This window comes from Bartonella sp. TS25HLJMH (assembly GCF_042193505.1).
Classification (GTDB): Bacteria; Pseudomonadota; Alphaproteobacteria; order Rhizobiales; family Rhizobiaceae; genus Bartonella; species Bartonella grahamii.
This window is the reverse complement of the sequence record NZ_JBHILV010000001.1, coordinates 128,437-144,265: the sequence shown is the minus strand read 5'-3', so window position 1 is coordinate 144,265 and position 15,829 is coordinate 128,437. Positions and strand designations below refer to the sequence as shown.

Sequence of the window (15,829 nt, the reverse complement as noted above, 5' to 3'; positions counted from 1 at the left end):
TATTAAAGTTTTAAAAGGTTCTAGGGGTACTAATACGCTGTAGCTCTTTGAATATAATAAATAAATTTACCGTATTCTTTATACAGTGCAATCTGAAAATATCCTTTACATACTCCATCACTTTCAGAAAAAAATAATAATATTTCCACATTTCACAGCAAAAACAGATTACTTTGAGGAAGAGAGTTTTGCAAAAGTTTATCGTGCAAGCCTCTATCTTGCTAGGATTACATCCCTTATGCAAAATAGAATGCCCAAAAATATCATTATGTTGCAATTTTATATGTTTGTTTTAAAGGGACATTTTTCATTGTTCTTGATCTTACCTCGTCATGTCATCCCGTAAATAATATAAATGAATAGTATAACGTAAACTTCCGTGAATGGGATGAGATATATCACACACCACCATTATTACATCATAACGCTATAACCACCATCATCATTTTTTACCCTCACCCAATATTTTGAAAGCTCTTGGCTATAGAGAAGATTTATTAGAGGCATTGTATTTATTGCTTCAAGTGTTTTACGCACACATCAATCCTACTTATGACGTGCAAACAAATGATTTTGATTGTTTCAATATAAGAAACTTACAATATTCAGATTTTTGACCCAATATAAAAAACGATAAATTATTACTATAAATCAAATTATTGTAGAAAAGATTTTTCTTTATTTTAAGAGCGTACTTGGTAATCTTTAAAAGCAGAAAATTTTATTTTAGGAGCTCTTTCTGCCTCATAATTCAATGAAAAATGGTTCTCCGCTAAAAAAACTGGATCACCTTCTAAATCATACGCAATAGCAGAGCGGTGATTGCTGAGAAACTTTTGCAACTCATCTTTGCTCTGCGCTGAAATCCAACGGCATAAATTAAAGCGCGCAGACTCAAAATTCACTGGCAAAGAATATTCTATTTTTAATCGTTCTTTTAAAACATCAATTTGCAAAGCACCAATAACACCAATGAGAGAAGGAGACCCATCATCAGGAATAAACAATTGTACAACCCCTTCTTCAGCCATCTGTTGCAAAGCTTCTTTGAGTTTTTTTGCTTTCATTGGATCGCCTAAACAAACACGACGCAAAATCTCTGGTGCAAAATTTGGTACTCCCTTAAAGAGGATATCTTCTCCTTCAGTCAAAGTATCACCTATACGCAATGTTCCATGATTAGGAATCCCTACGATATCACCAGCATAGGCTTGATCTGCAATTTGGCGTGAACGTGCAAAGAAAAATTGTGGAGCCGAAAGTGTCATTGGTTTTCCTGTTCGAACCAACTTTGTCTTCATACCACGTTCAAGTGTTCCCGAACATACCCGAAAAAATGCAATACGATCACGATGATTAGGATCCATATTCGCTTGAATTTTAAAAACAAATCCCGTCATTTTAGGTTCAGTTGCTATGACATTGCGCTGATCTGCACTTTGGTCACGAGGACTTTGACCAAAATCAATAAGCGCATTGATCAAATCACGAACACCAAAATTTCGCAAAGCTGAACCAAAATAAACCGGAGTCATATGACCTTCACGGAAAGCTTGAAGATCAAAATTCTTGCAAACACTTTGAGCGATTTCTACCCCTTCAATAAAAGTTGAACGTTGATATTCAGGAAGTAAATGAACAACCTCTCTGGGATTTGAAACTATCCGCTGTGTTATCTCATCATCTTTTTGACGAAAACGATTATAATGAAGGTCATAGGTACCAACAAAATCTTTACCCGTACCAATTGGCCATGTTATAGGCGCAGTATCAAGAGCAAGCTTTTCTTCAATTTCATCTAAAAGCTCTATAGGATCACGTGCCTCACGATCCATTTTATTGATAAAAGTAATAATAGGAATATCCCGCATCCGACACACTTCAAACAATTTTAATGTTCTAGGCTCAATTCCCCGTGCTGCATCCAACACCATGACAGCACTATCAACAGCTGTGAGGGTGCGATAGGTATCGTCTGCAAAATCCTCATGCCCTGGAGTATCTAGGAGATTAAAAATATGATTTTCATATTCAAACGTCATCACCGAAGTCACAACGGAAATACCACGATCACGCTCAATATTCATCCAATCAGAACGGGTTTGAATACGATCTTTTTTGGCTTTTACTTCTCCTGCAAGTTGAATAGCACCACCAAACAATAAAAGCTTTTCTGTCAATGTTGTTTTCCCAGCATCTGGGTGAGCAATAATTGCAAATGTACGGCGTCGCTTTACTTCCTGCACTCTCTTTTCCATTATTCCTCCGCAGGACGTGCAAGTGTTTCAGCAATCAGTGCACGCATTTCATTAATCCCATAAAGCGCTATAAATGATCCCCATCGTGGACCTCGCTCTTGTCCCAGAAGCACTTCATACAACATTTGAAAAAAAACATTGGAAATACCAGGCCCACCTTCAGGGCTTTTTTTGCTATGATCTTGATAGCGTTCCGTTAACCGTGCAACGTCAAGAAGCATATTTTGTAGCATGTTGCCATCAACAGTTTCAGGTAAATTAGCTAATTTTTCATCAATTTGTGCTAATGTTGCTCGTTCGCTATCATCAGGGAGCCTGAATTTTTTGTTTGGTTTAACAAAAACATCAAAATATTTAATAGCAAACTTCACCAATTGATCAAGTTCTGGATAAGTTTGTGCATTTGCTCCTTTAGCGTAACGAGAAATAAAACCCCAAAGAACTTCTGCATTCTCCGCATTTGAAGCACTTACCAAATTTAAAAGCATCGCAAAGGAAACAGGCAAATCAACTTGCGGAGGGCAACCATTATGAATATGCCATACAGGGTTATTCAGCCGCTCTTTCCATTCTTGGCGACCATAGGCTGAAAGATGCGCATAATATTCATCCACAGCTTTTGGAATAACATCAAAATAAAGCCTTTTTGCCGTTTTAGGCTTTGAAAACATATAAAGCCCTAAACTCTCTGTTGGGGCATAAGTAAGCCATTCATCAATGGTTAAGCCATTTCCCTTGGATTTGGAAATTTTCTGCCCTTTCTCATCTAAAAAGAGCTCATAGTTGAATCCTTCTGGGGACTTCCCACCTAATACTTTACAAATTTTAGAAGAAAGATTTGTGGAATCGATAAGGTCCTTTCCTGCCATTTCATAATCAATGCCAAGCGCTGTCCAACGCATTGCCCAATCCACTTTCCACTGACACTTAACCTTGCCCCCCGTAACCTCTGTTTCTATGGTTTCTCCTGTTTCTGGTTCGATATAAGTAACTGTACCTTTTTCAACATTACGCTCAATCATCGGTACCTGTAATACTTTTCCAGAAAAGGGAGAAATTGGTAAAAAGAGCGAATAGGTCGCTTGCCGTTCAGCACCCAATGTTGGTAAAATAATTGCCATAACCTTGTCATAACAGGCAAGGATTTTCAAAAGTGTTTCATCAAAACGACCAGAATTGTAATAATCCGTAGCACTTGCAAATTCATAATCAAAACCAAAACGATCAAGGAAAGCCCGTAGCCGCGCATTATTTGCTGCCCCAAAAGAAGGATAGTCATCTCCAAAAGGGTCGGGTACACGGCTCAACGGTTGACCAAGATAATGTTCCATCCTCTCGCGATCAGGCACATTCTCAGGAACCTTGCGCAAACCGTCCATATCATCAGAAAAACAAAGCAATTTTGTTTTTACTTTATTCTCCGTAAGAATATGAAATGCATGACGCACCATGGTTGTACGTGCAACTTCCCCAAAAGTACCAATATGCGGTAAACCAGAAGGTCCATAACCTGTTTCAAATATCACACTGTCTGGATAACCCGTCTTTTCATACCGTTTGATAATCTTACGTGCTTCTTCAAATGGCCAAGTTCTCGATTGAGAAGCCGCATCTTTTAATTCAGGCGTAAGGTTAAGGGTATCACACTGATCACGCATTATTATTTATCCTAAAAATTACACTCTTTCAAAATAGGGTGTATGGTTCTTGAATTTATTCGTCAATAATAGCAAGCAAAAAGATGAAAATTTCTTTATACTCTTAAGTCACAATACAAAAACCGCCCTCGCTATAAACATATTTTGTTCTGATAAAAATCAAAAACATTCAATATTATAAAGAAAAATTGACTTGTTTTGATTATCGGAGCCTTCATTGCTATTATTATCATGAATTTTGCTTATTATACTGATTTAGTACAAAAGCGAAGCCTCTAACATTGAATGAAAGGACTGCAAAAACCAACAGATAAAAATGCTTAATTTAGGCATTCCATACAAAAGCACTCCCCCCTACTTTACACTTGTCACCGTAATTTTCTATTTCTTTATTTTGTCACCTTGATGACGCATTGCTAATGTACGCAAACGTAAAGCATTTAATTTAATAAAACCAGTTGCATCTCTTTGATCATAAGTACCTTGATCATCCTCGAAAGTTACCAACTCACTCGAATAAAGTGATTTTTTACTTTGGCGCCCTTCAACAATCACGTTTCCTTTATAGAGTTTTAACGTGACTTCACCTTCAACATGTTCTTGAGATAAATCAATAGCTGCCTGCAGCATCTTACGTTCCGGTGAAAACCAAAATCCATAATAAATGAGTTCTGCATAACGTGGCATCAATTCATCTTTCAAATGAGCTGCACCACGATCTAGCGTTAAAGATTCTATAGCTCTGTGAGCTGTTAAAAGAATGGTTCCCCCTGGTGTTTCATAAATACCCCGCGATTTCATACCCACAAAGCGATTTTCTACTAAATCTAACCGACCAATACCATTATTGCGCCCATAATGATTTAATTCTGCAAGTAAAGTTGCAGGAGATAAATTTTTTCCATTGATTGACACAGCATCACCTTTTTTAAAGCCAAGGGTGATTCTAGTTGCTTGATCTGGGGCATCTTCCACCGAAAGAGTACGCATATGGACATATTCAGGAGCAGGAAGTGCTGGATCTTCTAAAATCTTTCCTTCTGATGAAGAATGCAATAAATTTGCATCCACTGAAAAAGGTGCTTCGCCTTGCTTATCCTTTTCTACAGGAATTTGATGTGTACGAGCAAATTCAAACAGATCTGTCCGACTCTTAAAATCCCAATCACGCCATGGAGCAATAATCTTTATATCAGGGTTAAGAGCATAAGCGGAAAGCTCAAAGCGTACCTGATCATTGCCTTTGCCCGTTGCCCCATGAGCAATTGCATCTGCTCCTGTTTCCTTAGCAATTTCAACAAGGCGTTTTGAAATAAGTGGGCGTGCAATTGATGTTCCTAAAAGATAAGTTCCCTCATAAACGGTATTGGCTCGAAACATTGGAAAAACAAAATCACGCACAAATTCTTCGCGCAAATCTTCAATATAGATTTCTTTAACACCTAACATTTCAGCTTTACGACGAGCAAATTCTAGCTCTTCCCCCTGCCCAAAATCCGCTGTAAAAGTTACAACTTCAACGCCTAACGTATTTTGCAACCATTTGAGAATAATTGACGTATCCAATCCCCCTGAATAAGCCAAAACAACTTTTCTAATATTTTGCCACTTCTTCATGTCAAAGTTCTATATGAGCTGCTATTTTATTTCTACCTAGAAATCAAAACAATGCAACAAATATAAAAATAAATTCTCTTTAAGCAACATTAAAAAGACGCAAAAAACGTAAATAAAAACGCTTTAGAGTGTAAATAATGAATACTGCTTAAAAATAAAAGGAGATTTACGTGTCATTTCTACCGGAGTGGTCTATTGTTGTACAATTTGCTTTAGCATCGTTGATTTTAGCACTTATTCCAGGACCTGATATGATGCTTTCTGTAGGACGAACCATTACACAAAGCAAAAAAGCTGGAATTATGTGCGCCTTGGGTAGTGCAACAGGATTTGCCATTCAGGTTACCGCTGTAGCACTTGGCTTATCAGCGCTTATTTTTGCTGCGCCACACACTTTTATTCTTCTAAAAATTGTTGGCGCCTTTTATCTTTTATGGTTTTCCTTTCAAATGTTACGGAGAAATCCGACATTTTCCTTTGAACCAACATCTTCTAAATCTCAAAGCGCTAAACGTAACTATCTTGCTGGTATTGGAATCAATCTTTTAAATCCTAAAGTTATACTCTTTAACGCGACATTCTTACCACAATTTATCAATGCGGATGATCCTATGGCAACACAAAAGCTACTCTTTTTAGGACTCTCCTATATTCCTATTTCTTTTCCCATCACAATTTCTATCGTTTTTACAGCACATAAACTTACCAAAATTCTCAAGAAAAATCCTCTTTATATTCGCTTTCTTGACTGGCTTATTGCTGGTACTTTTACCAGCTTTGCCCTCCATCTCCTTATAGTTACAAAAATTGATTTATAAATGTAATTTATCGTTTTTAATTTAAATGAGAACCAAAATATTCTAGGATTCTCTCATTTCAAACCTGTTTATTTTGAATCAAACAATATCTTTCCCTTGTACGTTATAAGCGAATCGGGAGTTTTCGTGTGTGAAGCGAAATCTTTTTAAAGAACGTAATAAACAAAAGAGTGAGGCAATATACAATCTCCACTTTTTAAAAGATATTACCGTAGATGCTTTTAAAAGTCATAAAATAGAATTAAAAGGTATGATAATAATATGGAAATTAGTTAAGACCCTTAAGACTTCATATTGCCTCTAAATGAGGTTTCCTCCTCATTTTAGAGATTACGCAAACAGACTGCTATATACAATATTTCCCCCATTGAGCATATAAAAGCTGAAACTGTTCGTCTAGCACTGATCCATCTTAATCTCTGTCTCACACATGCTATTATATGCTGATTTACTGAAAAAAAGCATAGGCTTTAATATCGCAAAAAGTTGCATTAACTAATGACCAATAGAATTTTCAAGTCGCAAACGTTCAGATTTCCGTAAACGCTCTGAAGCTGATTTAAGTTGTCCACATGCCGCTAAAATATCGCGTCCACGTGGTATCCGAATAGGAGAAGCATAGCCCGCTTGATTAACGACATCAGCAAAACGCTCGATTTGCTCCCAATCAGAACACTGATAATTACTCCCTGGCCACGGATTAAAAGGGATTAAATTGATCTTAGCAGGAATCCCTTTCAATAACTTAATCAATCGCTTAGCATCATCTAAACTATCATTGATATCTTTCAGCATAACATATTCAAAAGTGATTCGTTTTGCATTAGAAAGACCAGGATAATTACGGCAAGCCTCCATTAGTAAGGCAAGCGGATATTTTTTATTAATGGGAACAAGCATATCCCTTAATGTATCGTGTACTGCGTGGAGTGAAATCGCCAACATAACACCAATTTCTTCTCCGGTTCGGATAATTCCAGGAACAACCCCACTGGTTGAAAGCGTAATCCGACGTTTTGATAAAGAAAGCCCATCGCCATCAGAAGCAATCAATAAAGCTTTTTTAACAGCTTCAAAATTATAAAGAGGTTCTCCCATCCCCATCATAACAATATTGGTAATTTTGCGACCTTCAATGGGAACTATTGCCCCATCAGGGGTATTTTTATCAGGAAAATCACCCAAACAATCACGTGCAACCAATAATTGTGCCAAAATTTCTTCCGCGGTCAGATTGCGAACAAGCATCTGCGTTCCCGTATGGCAAAAAGAGCAAGTTAACGTACACCCTACTTGCGATGAAAGACATAAAGTACCACGTCCTTCTTCAGGGATATAAACCGTTTCAATTTCAACAGGCCTTCCAGCTCCACGTGCAGGAAAACGTAAGAGCCATTTACGCGTACCATCTTTTGATATTTGTTCTCCAACAATTTCTGGGCGCGCAATGGAGAAATGACACTTAAGTGTTTCTTGCATTGCTTTAGAAATATTCAGCATCTCATCAAAATTTGAAACACCACGCACATAAAGCCAATGCCAAAGCTGACGCACACGCATACGCGTTTGATGCTCTGGTACACCAACTGTCTTTAAAGCTTGCACCATCTCATCTTGCGACAAACCAATTAAAGAGAGCTTAGAACTCTCCTTCACGACCACATTATCTGTTTCTCGCGCAAAACATGAACCAATTGGTCTAAGGTCATAGGAAATGGCCATTGCTTTCCAATTCACATCACTATTTTAGAAATTATCAAAACCTTAATGGCACTTTTGAGCTGCATTTAATGCAGCAGTGACCCCTTTTAAGGAATAAGTATAAGTGGTATGCGTTCCTCGTTTTGATATCGCTTTCACTGTCATATTGCTTCCTGCACGCATAGCAGAAACAAGCTGCTTTTCTAGCTCTGATGAAGCCAACCAAGCTGAGGAATCTTTCGTGAAAAAATCAAAGTCCTTACCTCCAATGGTCACTGTCACTCTCGACCCTTCTTGAAGGGTATAACCAGCCATAAACTGCGGCTCAAACGAAATAGGTGAATGAGAACGCTTGGTAACCAAGAAAAAGTTATCACCATGATTAACTGTCGTTGGAAGAGCCTTCAAAGGTACCGATAACACATAGCAAATCGTATTTTTGGGCGATTTATAAGAATAGGCTCCCCACGCTTCAAATTGATTTAAACGGCTTGGCGTTTGTGCATATGCAACTCCCGCTGTAACAAGAACCATTACAGATACAGCAATAACAGTCTTTTCAAACATCTTCATTTAGCTCACTTCTTTAGTCTCTAACAAGATTTTCTTCATTGGAAAAATTCAACAAAAACTCCTCGATATTCATGTGTTATTGTCTTAATTCCTTCAATAAGCGAAATATTTTCACACTAACCAGAATAGATTTCTACGTTTCATTGTGACCTTTTAATCGTTACAAAAACATAAACCTCTTATTCAATAACCACATTAAAAAATAACATCTTCATTTTACGCTACTCATTTCGTTTTTGTATAAAAAACGATTTCTTTAAGCTATAGAACTTCAAAACAAGATGAAAATATACCATCACTCTGTTAAGAAATAAACCATACTCTTTATATCACAAGCAATCTGATGCAAAATTTTGAAAATACACCCCGTACTCCCCGCAAAAAAGCTTAACCGCCTTACGAATATCACTTCTCGGCTTTATGCATTCAATACATTTATGTTCGCAAAATACTCCATCTTTCACCTATTATAGTGAATTCATACTTCGTATTCAATATCGTCCCGACAACACTTTTTCTCAATCTTTAAATATCTTGTAAAAATAATAAAACATAAAGAGTTTAGATTCTATCTCAATAATCACTTACAACTTTGTTTCTTTTGATCTTATTTCCCCATATATTTCATCTCCAATTATTAATTTCTAAAATGATTTTAGTAGCTTATTATAGATTAATCATATTATTTTAATGTATTAGATGATATTTTTCTTTCTGTTATAAAAAACTTCTTAAGAATTCTTTTGGAAAGTTTCCTTATCTTATTTCTAAGTAATTTATAAACAAAAATATAAAACCTTTTTCTACAGCAATTCTAACCTTATCGTTTTTTAACAACATTTTAATCAATTAAAGTGGATCTGAATAAATCTTCCCATGCACAAAGCTCTTTCACCCAACCTAAAGCTATAATTTTCATTTTTACCGTACAAAATTGTTTTTTTAGCATGAGCTCTATACAACAGCTGACATCTAAATCATACCTATAAAATAGTTGATCTCTCCACTTGTGAAGAAGCAAACCGGTACCATAACACTATTTTCCAGCTCCCAATGTTTTGCTACAACCCTCGATACTTGAGACGATTCATAGGAGGCATTTTACCCCTTTCTTGTACAGTTTTTATCCACACGCTAATTCCGTTTATAACGTGCAAGCAAATGGTTTTGATTGATTCAACATAAACAAGTTTGGAATGAGAGAATTTTACAATATTCGCATCTCTCATCCAACATGAGAAATAGTGAATTATATTTATAAATCAATATCTTGCTATACTGATAATACAATATATCTCTTATTTCTTCTTGAGCATTAAAATATTATCCCTAAACACTCAAACTCAACTTACGAAAAAATTCAATGCACAAATAAGCTTTCCTGTTGATTTCTTTCCCGCTTTCAAAGGACGAAGATTCTTAATCCAATCTGGACTGAAAAAGTTTGGATTCTTGTCGAGCGGTCTCCTCTTGTCTTCCCACTTATGTGATTTACTTAACCAAAAGCTCTCCAAACAAGTCCTGCTTAAGAATATTTACCATACATTCTAAAAGCATTTAATGTATTAAGAAAACTTACATGCCTTATCTCTACACACCTCAAATGATGGCTTTTTACAGTATAACAGAATAAATGAACCCACGAAGCATAATGATTAGATCCTTAATATACAAGAACAAGAAAAGACAAGTACTTCGTTTTTGTTACTTGCTCTTTAAAAAGAAGGTTAGCTTAGAAACGATTTCTCAAAATTGCATGACATAACCTTTTGTTATCAGTATTTTAAAATAAAAATTATATTATTTTCCACGTTCCGTGGTGTACACTTTGCCACTTATACACTCATAATATCTTCTAAGCTGCATTTGATTCTGAAGTTTGAATCAGTAAAGTATAAAGCGCATTAGCATTATGCGTATTGCGCAATTTTTGCACAACATCAGTGTGACGCAAAACACGTGCGATCTGTGATAAAGCTTTTAAGTGATCTGCACCAGCATTTTCAGGTGCTAAAAGGAGAAAAACGAGATCTATAGGTTCGTCATCAAGAGCTTCAAAATCAACAGGACTTTCAAGACGTGCAAATATGCCAATGATCCGATTAATATCAGGTAATTTTCCATGAGGAATCGCAATACCTCCACCCAAACCCGTTGAACCAAGCTTCTCGCGCTGTAAAACAACATCAAAAATCACATGCTCACTAAGACCTGTTAGCTTGGAAGCTTTTTCGGCTAAAATTTGTAGAACCTGTTTTTTCGAATTAGCCTTAAGAGCCGGAATGATCGCTTCCGGTGCTATTAACTCACTCAAATTCATACTTTAATCTTCCTCTTACACGCTAAAATGCTCATCAATAAACCTATAAATGGTATAGATACTTAATGTTCTTTCACTTTTCGCAACATCGCATGTGTTTTTACTTTTCAATTTATAATGGATGATGGCTCAATACATCTCATATCACTTCTAACACAACAATAAATAGTATTCGGATCATCATTAACGGCATGAGAAACCAAAGAAATGAAGTTGTTCATAAAGTTAATTTCCTTACGACTCTAGAAAAGGTCATTATTCATAAATTTATTAAACTTGTCATAAGAGTTGATGTATAATTCGCCATCAGAGTTTTTCTTTCTTTAAAAATGAGCCCTTAAATTAAGATGAAAAGCATACTGAGCAAAATGGACCTTTACTTTGAAAATTACTGTATAGCTTGAACATCGCCTTATAACAAGAATATAAAGGTTTTTAGAGATTTATAGATTTATCCTGATATCTTTAGCCGAGCTCCTATTTTCAAATAGGCCATATAAACCAATAAAATACGACAACTCCTATTGAATAACCGCAATATATAACCGGTGCTCCCATCAAAATACCTAAAACAGCATCATCGATATATTATTTGATTCGACAGAGAAAAATATGATAAATATCTCTTACCTTTCAATAACGCACGCATTTATTGAGAGCTTCGTTTATCACTCATTATCAAGTTAATCTAGTGATATCTTTCTATAATACAATCATGAGCAAGCTAAACTTATAAAACAACAAACTAACCCTCTAATGATGAAGCCTTTTTCACCACTCAATAACAGCATTAAGGTTATAGTCATAAAAGAAGTTTTGGCATAAATAAGGAGATTTTCAGTAATAATGTTTGGTTAAACTTAAATGAAAACTCGTGAAAGTTGTAAAATCAAAGAGAAAACTGATTTCCCAAATAAATTCTGCGTACATCAACGTTGTTGATAATATCATTAGGACAACCGTGAACTAACACCCGCCCTGTATGAATAATATAAGCGCGATCGACAAGCCCTAATGTCTCACGTACATTATGATCCGTTATTAGAACACCAATGCCACGCCTAGTTAAATGACGAATAAGTTGTTGAATATCGAAAATAGCGATAGGATCAATTCCTGCAAATGGTTCATCAAGTAACATAAAATGGGGACGAGAAGCTAAAGCGCGCGCAATTTCAAGTCGCCGACGTTCACCTCCAGATAACGAAAGTGCAGACATTTTACGTAAATGATCAATTTTAAATTCATGTAAAAGGCTATCTAACTCTTCACGTTGTTTAAGGCGATCTTTTTCAACGACCTCTAAAACAGCTTTAATGTTATTTTCTACTGAAAGACCACGAAAAATAGAAGCCTCCTGTGGAAGATATCCAATACCTAAACGTGCACGTCGATACATCGGAAGATGCGTAATATCAAATCCATCAATTTTAATGGATCCTCCATCAGATTTTATGAGCCCCGTAACCATATAAAAACAAGTTGTTTTACCTGCCCCATTGGGCCCTAAAATGCCAACGGCTTCTCCCGTACGAATGCCAAAAGAAACACCATTAACAGTTCGCCTTCCTCGATAAATTTTAATCAAGTTACTAGCAATCAAGGTCCCTTTTAAGGGATTTTTTGAAGCTTCACTTTCAAGATTATACCTATCGGTCTGCTTTTTTCTTTTGATTCCAAACATGAAATCTTAACGGCCATTCTTTTGATTTTGTTTTAAAATAATAGAAACACGACCTTTTTTCTTAGGCGTCTCACAACCTTCTAAAAAAGCCTTTCCGCTTTCCATATTTGCCGTTAGTTTGCACCCCGTGGCCACATTGTCACCATCAGTTAACACAACATGACTCCCTGTCAAACTCATCATTTTTGACTTTCCATCAAAAACGCCTTTATCACCCGTAGCAATTTGCGTAGCAATTTTTATATAAACTTTTCCTAAAGCTTCCATTTTTTGTATACCCGACGAACCAAATAAAGAAACAGATGATGCCTTTGTATCTTCCTTGTTTTTATCAATTTCTTTATATGCTTTATCGTAGTAAACAACTAATTTTGCCGTTCTTAAAAGACGTTCACCTTGCACCACTGAAACATCACCTTTAAAAAGCGCTATCCCTTCTTTATCACGTATTTCCAAAGAATCTGCATGAAGTTCTACCGGTTCTTTGTCGCTTGATAAACTTATTCCAAAATGGGCCACTTCAGCATATCCTAAAACTGCTCCTCCTCCTAATATTCCCATGCTAAAAGCCAAGGTCACACCTATCCATCTTTTGTACGATTTCATTATTTCAATTCTTCTGTTTGTATATACACATACTTCTCTTTATAAATATCCTTTGAAGATTCGTATTGATCTTGCGTCATTGCTTTTGAAGCACTAAATGCACACCACCATGGAAATACATGTTTTTTCCTTTTTCTCGAATTTGTAAGGCATTTGCGGCAAGATGCAAACCCGCTTGCTGAATATTAACACGTTGATCTGTTTTTAACTGTCCCTCGGATAAGTTAATACTTGCTGACATAAATTGTGCCATCATCCCATCATTCGTCGTAATGGTGAATGGCTTGTCCAACTGTAAAAAACCATTAATGTTATCGTAAATCCCCCCTTGTGCTGCGAGAAAAACCTGTTTTTGTTGGCCCATAAATGCTTTAGCTGTAATGTTTTGCAACCCAATCATTCCAGAGTGTGTATGGTCTTGAAATGCCTTTTCTGCTTTAAGCCAATAAGGTTCATGAGCACGCGTATACCCTTCTAACTTTGGATTGAGCATCGTCAAATTCACCACGCCACTCTCTTCATTATTCAAAGGCATAGAATCAGAAGTAACGGGAACCAAGAAAAACGTAAACCAGCAAAAAACCAGCGCTGAAATCAACGCTAAGAGAGGTAAAAAAATTTTTAATATGCTAATGCGACGCGAATGACGGGATGCTTTTTTAAAAACATCTCCAAAAGATAATTGCGTTGAAAAGGCTTCATAATTATTGTGTACGGACATACTCTCCTAATCTCTTAAATACTCCGCATTTTTAATCTGTATAACCTTTATAGAAGGTATTTTCAAATTTTGTTTCTTGCAATTTGTTTTTTCTTGGTTTTATTTTGCTTTTATCCGTTTATATATTGTAATATGCATGAAGTGCACAATTACAAAAAAATTTTTGTGTGAAAGTGAGGCTATTGTGGTAAAATCAGAGCTTGTGCAAATTATCGCTCGTCATAACCCGCATCTTTTTCAACGGGATGTGGAGAATATTGTAAACGCTATTTTTGAGGAAATTTCAACAGCACTTGCAAATGGCAATCGCGTTGAACTTCGTGGATTTGGAGCTTTTTCTGTAAAAAGCCGTTCAGCCCGTAATGGACGTAATCCACGAACAGGTGAAGCTGTTTCTGTTGAAGAAAAGTGGATTCCTTTTTTTAAAACTGGCAAGGATTTACGCGACCGTCTTAATCAGTGAGAAACTTATGATAATTAAACGTATTCTTCTAACAAGTATCGGTGTGATTCTCGCAGCGTTTTTGATTGTTTTTATCGTGGCTAATCGTCAAATGGTTCCGTTAACCCTTGATCCTTTTCGAGCAGATTCTGAAAGTTTTACTTATCATGCTCCCCTCTTTATATGGCTCTTTATTTCCTTTGGTTTTGGTATTTTATTAGGGAATCTGATCAGTTGGTTTTCCTATCACAAATACAAAAAAGCTCTCAAAAAAAGTAAAGCAGAGATCGAGAAATTGAAAACGTCTATCACAAATCTGGTGTAATGGTATTTTAATTAAATCTTTTCTCTCTGTATTTTATATTCAGTACAGAGTTTAAAGTGCTCTTTTCTTTTTTTCATACATGTTTTAATTGGCTTTAGCTCTTTTGCACTTTTACGAAACACTTAAGAGCTTTATAATATATTTTCATACCTCATATACCGTGATACAAAACATGCCCGCACAATGCTTTCAACCCTCCCATAACAATAGATATCCGCAGGAAAAGTTACCACTTATTTTAGAAACAGGTATAAGTGAAAACTATGCTCTCATTGATTCTGGTCATGGACAAAAACTAGAACGTTATGGAGCTTACCGCATTATTCGACCAGAAGGTCAAGCACTATGGAAACCTGCTTTACCACGAAAAGAATGGGCTGATGTTGATGCTGTTTTCACAGGAAACCGTGATGAAGAAGGGGTTGGTCGTTGGCATTTTCCTAAAAAGCCACTTGATGAAACATGGACTCTTTCTTGGAATGGATTGTTTTTTCTAGGCCGTTTTACTTCCTTTCGTCATGTGGGGGTTTTTCCTGAACAAGATGCTCATTGGCGCTCTATGGAAGAGCAAATTGTTAAAGCCGAGCGTCCTATAAAATTGTTGAATCTTTTTGGCTATACAGGTATTGCCTCTTTGATTGGGGCACGAGCGGGTGCGAATGTTACCCATGTTGATGCTTCTAAAAAAGCCATTGCGTGGGCAAAAGCTAATCAAGAAAAAGCAGGATTACCAGATCATTCTATTCGCTGGATTTGCGATGATGCTATGAAATTTGTCGAGCGTGAACTGCGTCGTAAGAAAAGCTATGATATGATTCTTCTTGATCCCCCTGCTTATGGGCGTGGACCCCATGGTGAAATTTGGCAACTGTTTGATCATTTACCCGCTATGATCACAAATTGTCGTAAACTTCTCTCTGATAAACCGCTCTCTGTTGTCCTTACAGCTTATTCTATTCGTGCTTCCTTCTTTGCTCTTCATGCTTTAATGCGTGATGCATTTGTAAATCTTGGTGGTACGGTCGAATCAGGAGAACTCATTTTGCGTGAAGAAGTTGCAGAACGTGCCCTTTCTACTTCTCTTTTTAGCCGTTGGATTGCTTGAA

Annotated in this window: 13 protein-coding genes; 4 read left to right on the top strand and 9 right to left on the bottom strand. The window is 36.4% G+C overall.

The genetic code is table 11. The features are described 5' to 3' along the window. Window positions 1-683 precede the first annotated feature (683 nt). From ACFINF_RS00620 to ACFINF_RS00610, 3 genes are all read right to left on the bottom strand, one after another. Window positions 684-2,258 carry a peptide chain release factor 3 gene (locus ACFINF_RS00620; RefSeq protein WP_375619207.1) on the bottom strand — a complete coding sequence of 525 codons (1,575 nt, stop codon included), beginning with the start codon at window positions 2,256-2,258 and terminating at the stop codon, window positions 684-686. Then, window positions 2,258-3,919, bottom strand: coding sequence for a lysine--tRNA ligase (locus ACFINF_RS00615; protein WP_375619305.1), 1,662 nt, complete (start codon window positions 3,917-3,919; stop codon window positions 2,258-2,260). Before ACFINF_RS00615 ends, ACFINF_RS00620 begins: the two co-directional genes overlap by 1 nt. A 378-nt stretch (window positions 3,920-4,297) precedes the next feature. Next, window positions 4,298-5,533 (bottom strand): argininosuccinate synthase, encoded by a 1,236-nt coding sequence (locus ACFINF_RS00610; protein ID WP_375619206.1) that lies wholly within the window; start codon window positions 5,531-5,533, stop codon window positions 4,298-4,300. Window positions 5,534-5,703: 170 nt separating this feature from the next. Here ACFINF_RS00610 and ACFINF_RS00605 point away from each other — a divergent pair, with 170 nt between their 5' ends. Then, window positions 5,704-6,351, top strand: a complete 648-nt coding sequence (locus ACFINF_RS00605) for a LysE family translocator (protein ID WP_375619205.1) — start codon at window positions 5,704-5,706, stop codon at window positions 6,349-6,351. A 495-nt stretch (window positions 6,352-6,846) separates the two neighbouring features. Here the strand turns inward: ACFINF_RS00605 and rlmN are convergent, their stop codons facing one another. The 6 genes from rlmN to lptC form a co-directional block, all read right to left on the bottom strand. Beyond that, a complete protein-coding gene (gene rlmN / locus ACFINF_RS00600) occupies window positions 6,847-8,073 on the bottom strand; it encodes a 23S rRNA (adenine(2503)-C(2))-methyltransferase RlmN (protein ID WP_375619204.1) in 1,227 nt (408 codons plus the stop codon). A gap of 42 nt (window positions 8,074-8,115) precedes the next feature. Continuing rightward, a complete protein-coding gene (locus ACFINF_RS00595) occupies window positions 8,116-8,619 on the bottom strand; it encodes an invasion associated locus B family protein (RefSeq protein ID WP_375619304.1) in 504 nt (167 codons plus the stop codon). Between the two features lie 1,861 nt (window positions 8,620-10,480). After that, window positions 10,481-10,945: a PTS IIA-like nitrogen regulatory protein PtsN gene (gene ptsN / locus ACFINF_RS00590; protein WP_375619203.1), complete on the bottom strand. Its 465-nt coding sequence runs from the start codon at window positions 10,943-10,945 to the stop codon at window positions 10,481-10,483. Between the two features lie 889 nt (window positions 10,946-11,834). Next, window positions 11,835-12,629: an LPS export ABC transporter ATP-binding protein gene (gene lptB / locus ACFINF_RS00585; protein ID WP_375619202.1), complete on the bottom strand. Its 795-nt coding sequence runs from the start codon at window positions 12,627-12,629 to the stop codon at window positions 11,835-11,837. Window positions 12,630-12,635: 6 nt separating this feature from the next. Beyond that, window positions 12,636-13,235: an LptA/OstA family protein gene (locus ACFINF_RS00580; protein WP_375619201.1), complete on the bottom strand. Its 600-nt coding sequence runs from the start codon at window positions 13,233-13,235 to the stop codon at window positions 12,636-12,638. Window positions 13,236-13,311: 76 nt separating this feature from the next. Continuing rightward, the gene (gene lptC, locus ACFINF_RS00575) at window positions 13,312-13,956 is read right to left on the bottom strand and encodes an LPS export ABC transporter periplasmic protein LptC (protein ID WP_375619200.1); all 645 of its coding nucleotides are present in this window, start codon (window positions 13,954-13,956) and stop codon (window positions 13,312-13,314) included. A 184-nt stretch (window positions 13,957-14,140) separates the two neighbouring features. On the opposite strand from lptC, the gene ihfB reads away from it, so the two are divergent. The 3 genes from ihfB to ACFINF_RS00560 all read left to right on the top strand — a co-directional run bounded on the left by ihfB (window position 14,141) and on the right by ACFINF_RS00560 (window position 15,828). Continuing rightward, complete coding sequence (gene ihfB / locus ACFINF_RS00570; protein ID WP_012754445.1) at window positions 14,141-14,419, top strand: integration host factor subunit beta; 279 nt, start codon at window positions 14,141-14,143, stop codon at window positions 14,417-14,419. Between the two features lie 7 nt (window positions 14,420-14,426). Next, complete coding sequence (locus ACFINF_RS00565; RefSeq protein ID WP_375619199.1) at window positions 14,427-14,723, top strand: lipopolysaccharide assembly protein LapA domain-containing protein; 297 nt, start codon at window positions 14,427-14,429, stop codon at window positions 14,721-14,723. Window positions 14,724-14,895: 172 nt separating this feature from the next. Next, window positions 14,896-15,828, top strand: coding sequence for a class I SAM-dependent methyltransferase (locus ACFINF_RS00560; protein WP_375619198.1), 933 nt, complete (start codon window positions 14,896-14,898; stop codon window positions 15,826-15,828). The last annotated feature ends 1 nt before the right edge of the window (window position 15,829 follow it).

Coding starts and splice junctions, on each gene's coding strand:
- ACFINF_RS00620 (WP_375619207.1), bottom strand. CDS start 2,258: ATGGAAAAGAGAGTGCAGGAAGTAAAGCGACGCCGTACATTTGCAATT.
- ACFINF_RS00610 (WP_375619206.1), bottom strand. CDS start 5,533: ATGAAGAAGTGGCAAAATATTAGAAAAGTTGTTTTGGCTTATTCAGGG.
- rlmN (WP_375619204.1), bottom strand. CDS start 8,073: ATGGCCATTTCCTATGACCTTAGACCAATTGGTTCATGTTTTGCGCGA.
- ACFINF_RS00595 (WP_375619304.1), bottom strand. CDS start 8,619: ATGTTTGAAAAGACTGTTATTGCTGTATCTGTAATGGTTCTTGTTACA.
- ptsN (WP_375619203.1), bottom strand. CDS start 10,945: ATGAATTTGAGTGAGTTAATAGCACCGGAAGCGATCATTCCGGCTCTT.
- lptB (WP_375619202.1), bottom strand. CDS start 12,629: ATGTTTGGAATCAAAAGAAAAAAGCAGACCGATAGGTATAATCTTGAA.
- ACFINF_RS00580 (WP_375619201.1), bottom strand. CDS start 13,235: ATGAAATCGTACAAAAGATGGATAGGTGTGACCTTGGCTTTTAGCATG.
- lptC (WP_375619200.1), bottom strand. CDS start 13,956: ATGTCCGTACACAATAATTATGAAGCCTTTTCAACGCAATTATCTTTT.
- ACFINF_RS00565 (WP_375619199.1), top strand. CDS start 14,427: ATGATAATTAAACGTATTCTTCTAACAAGTATCGGTGTGATTCTCGCA.
- ACFINF_RS00560 (WP_375619198.1), top strand. CDS start 14,896: ATGCCCGCACAATGCTTTCAACCCTCCCATAACAATAGATATCCGCAG.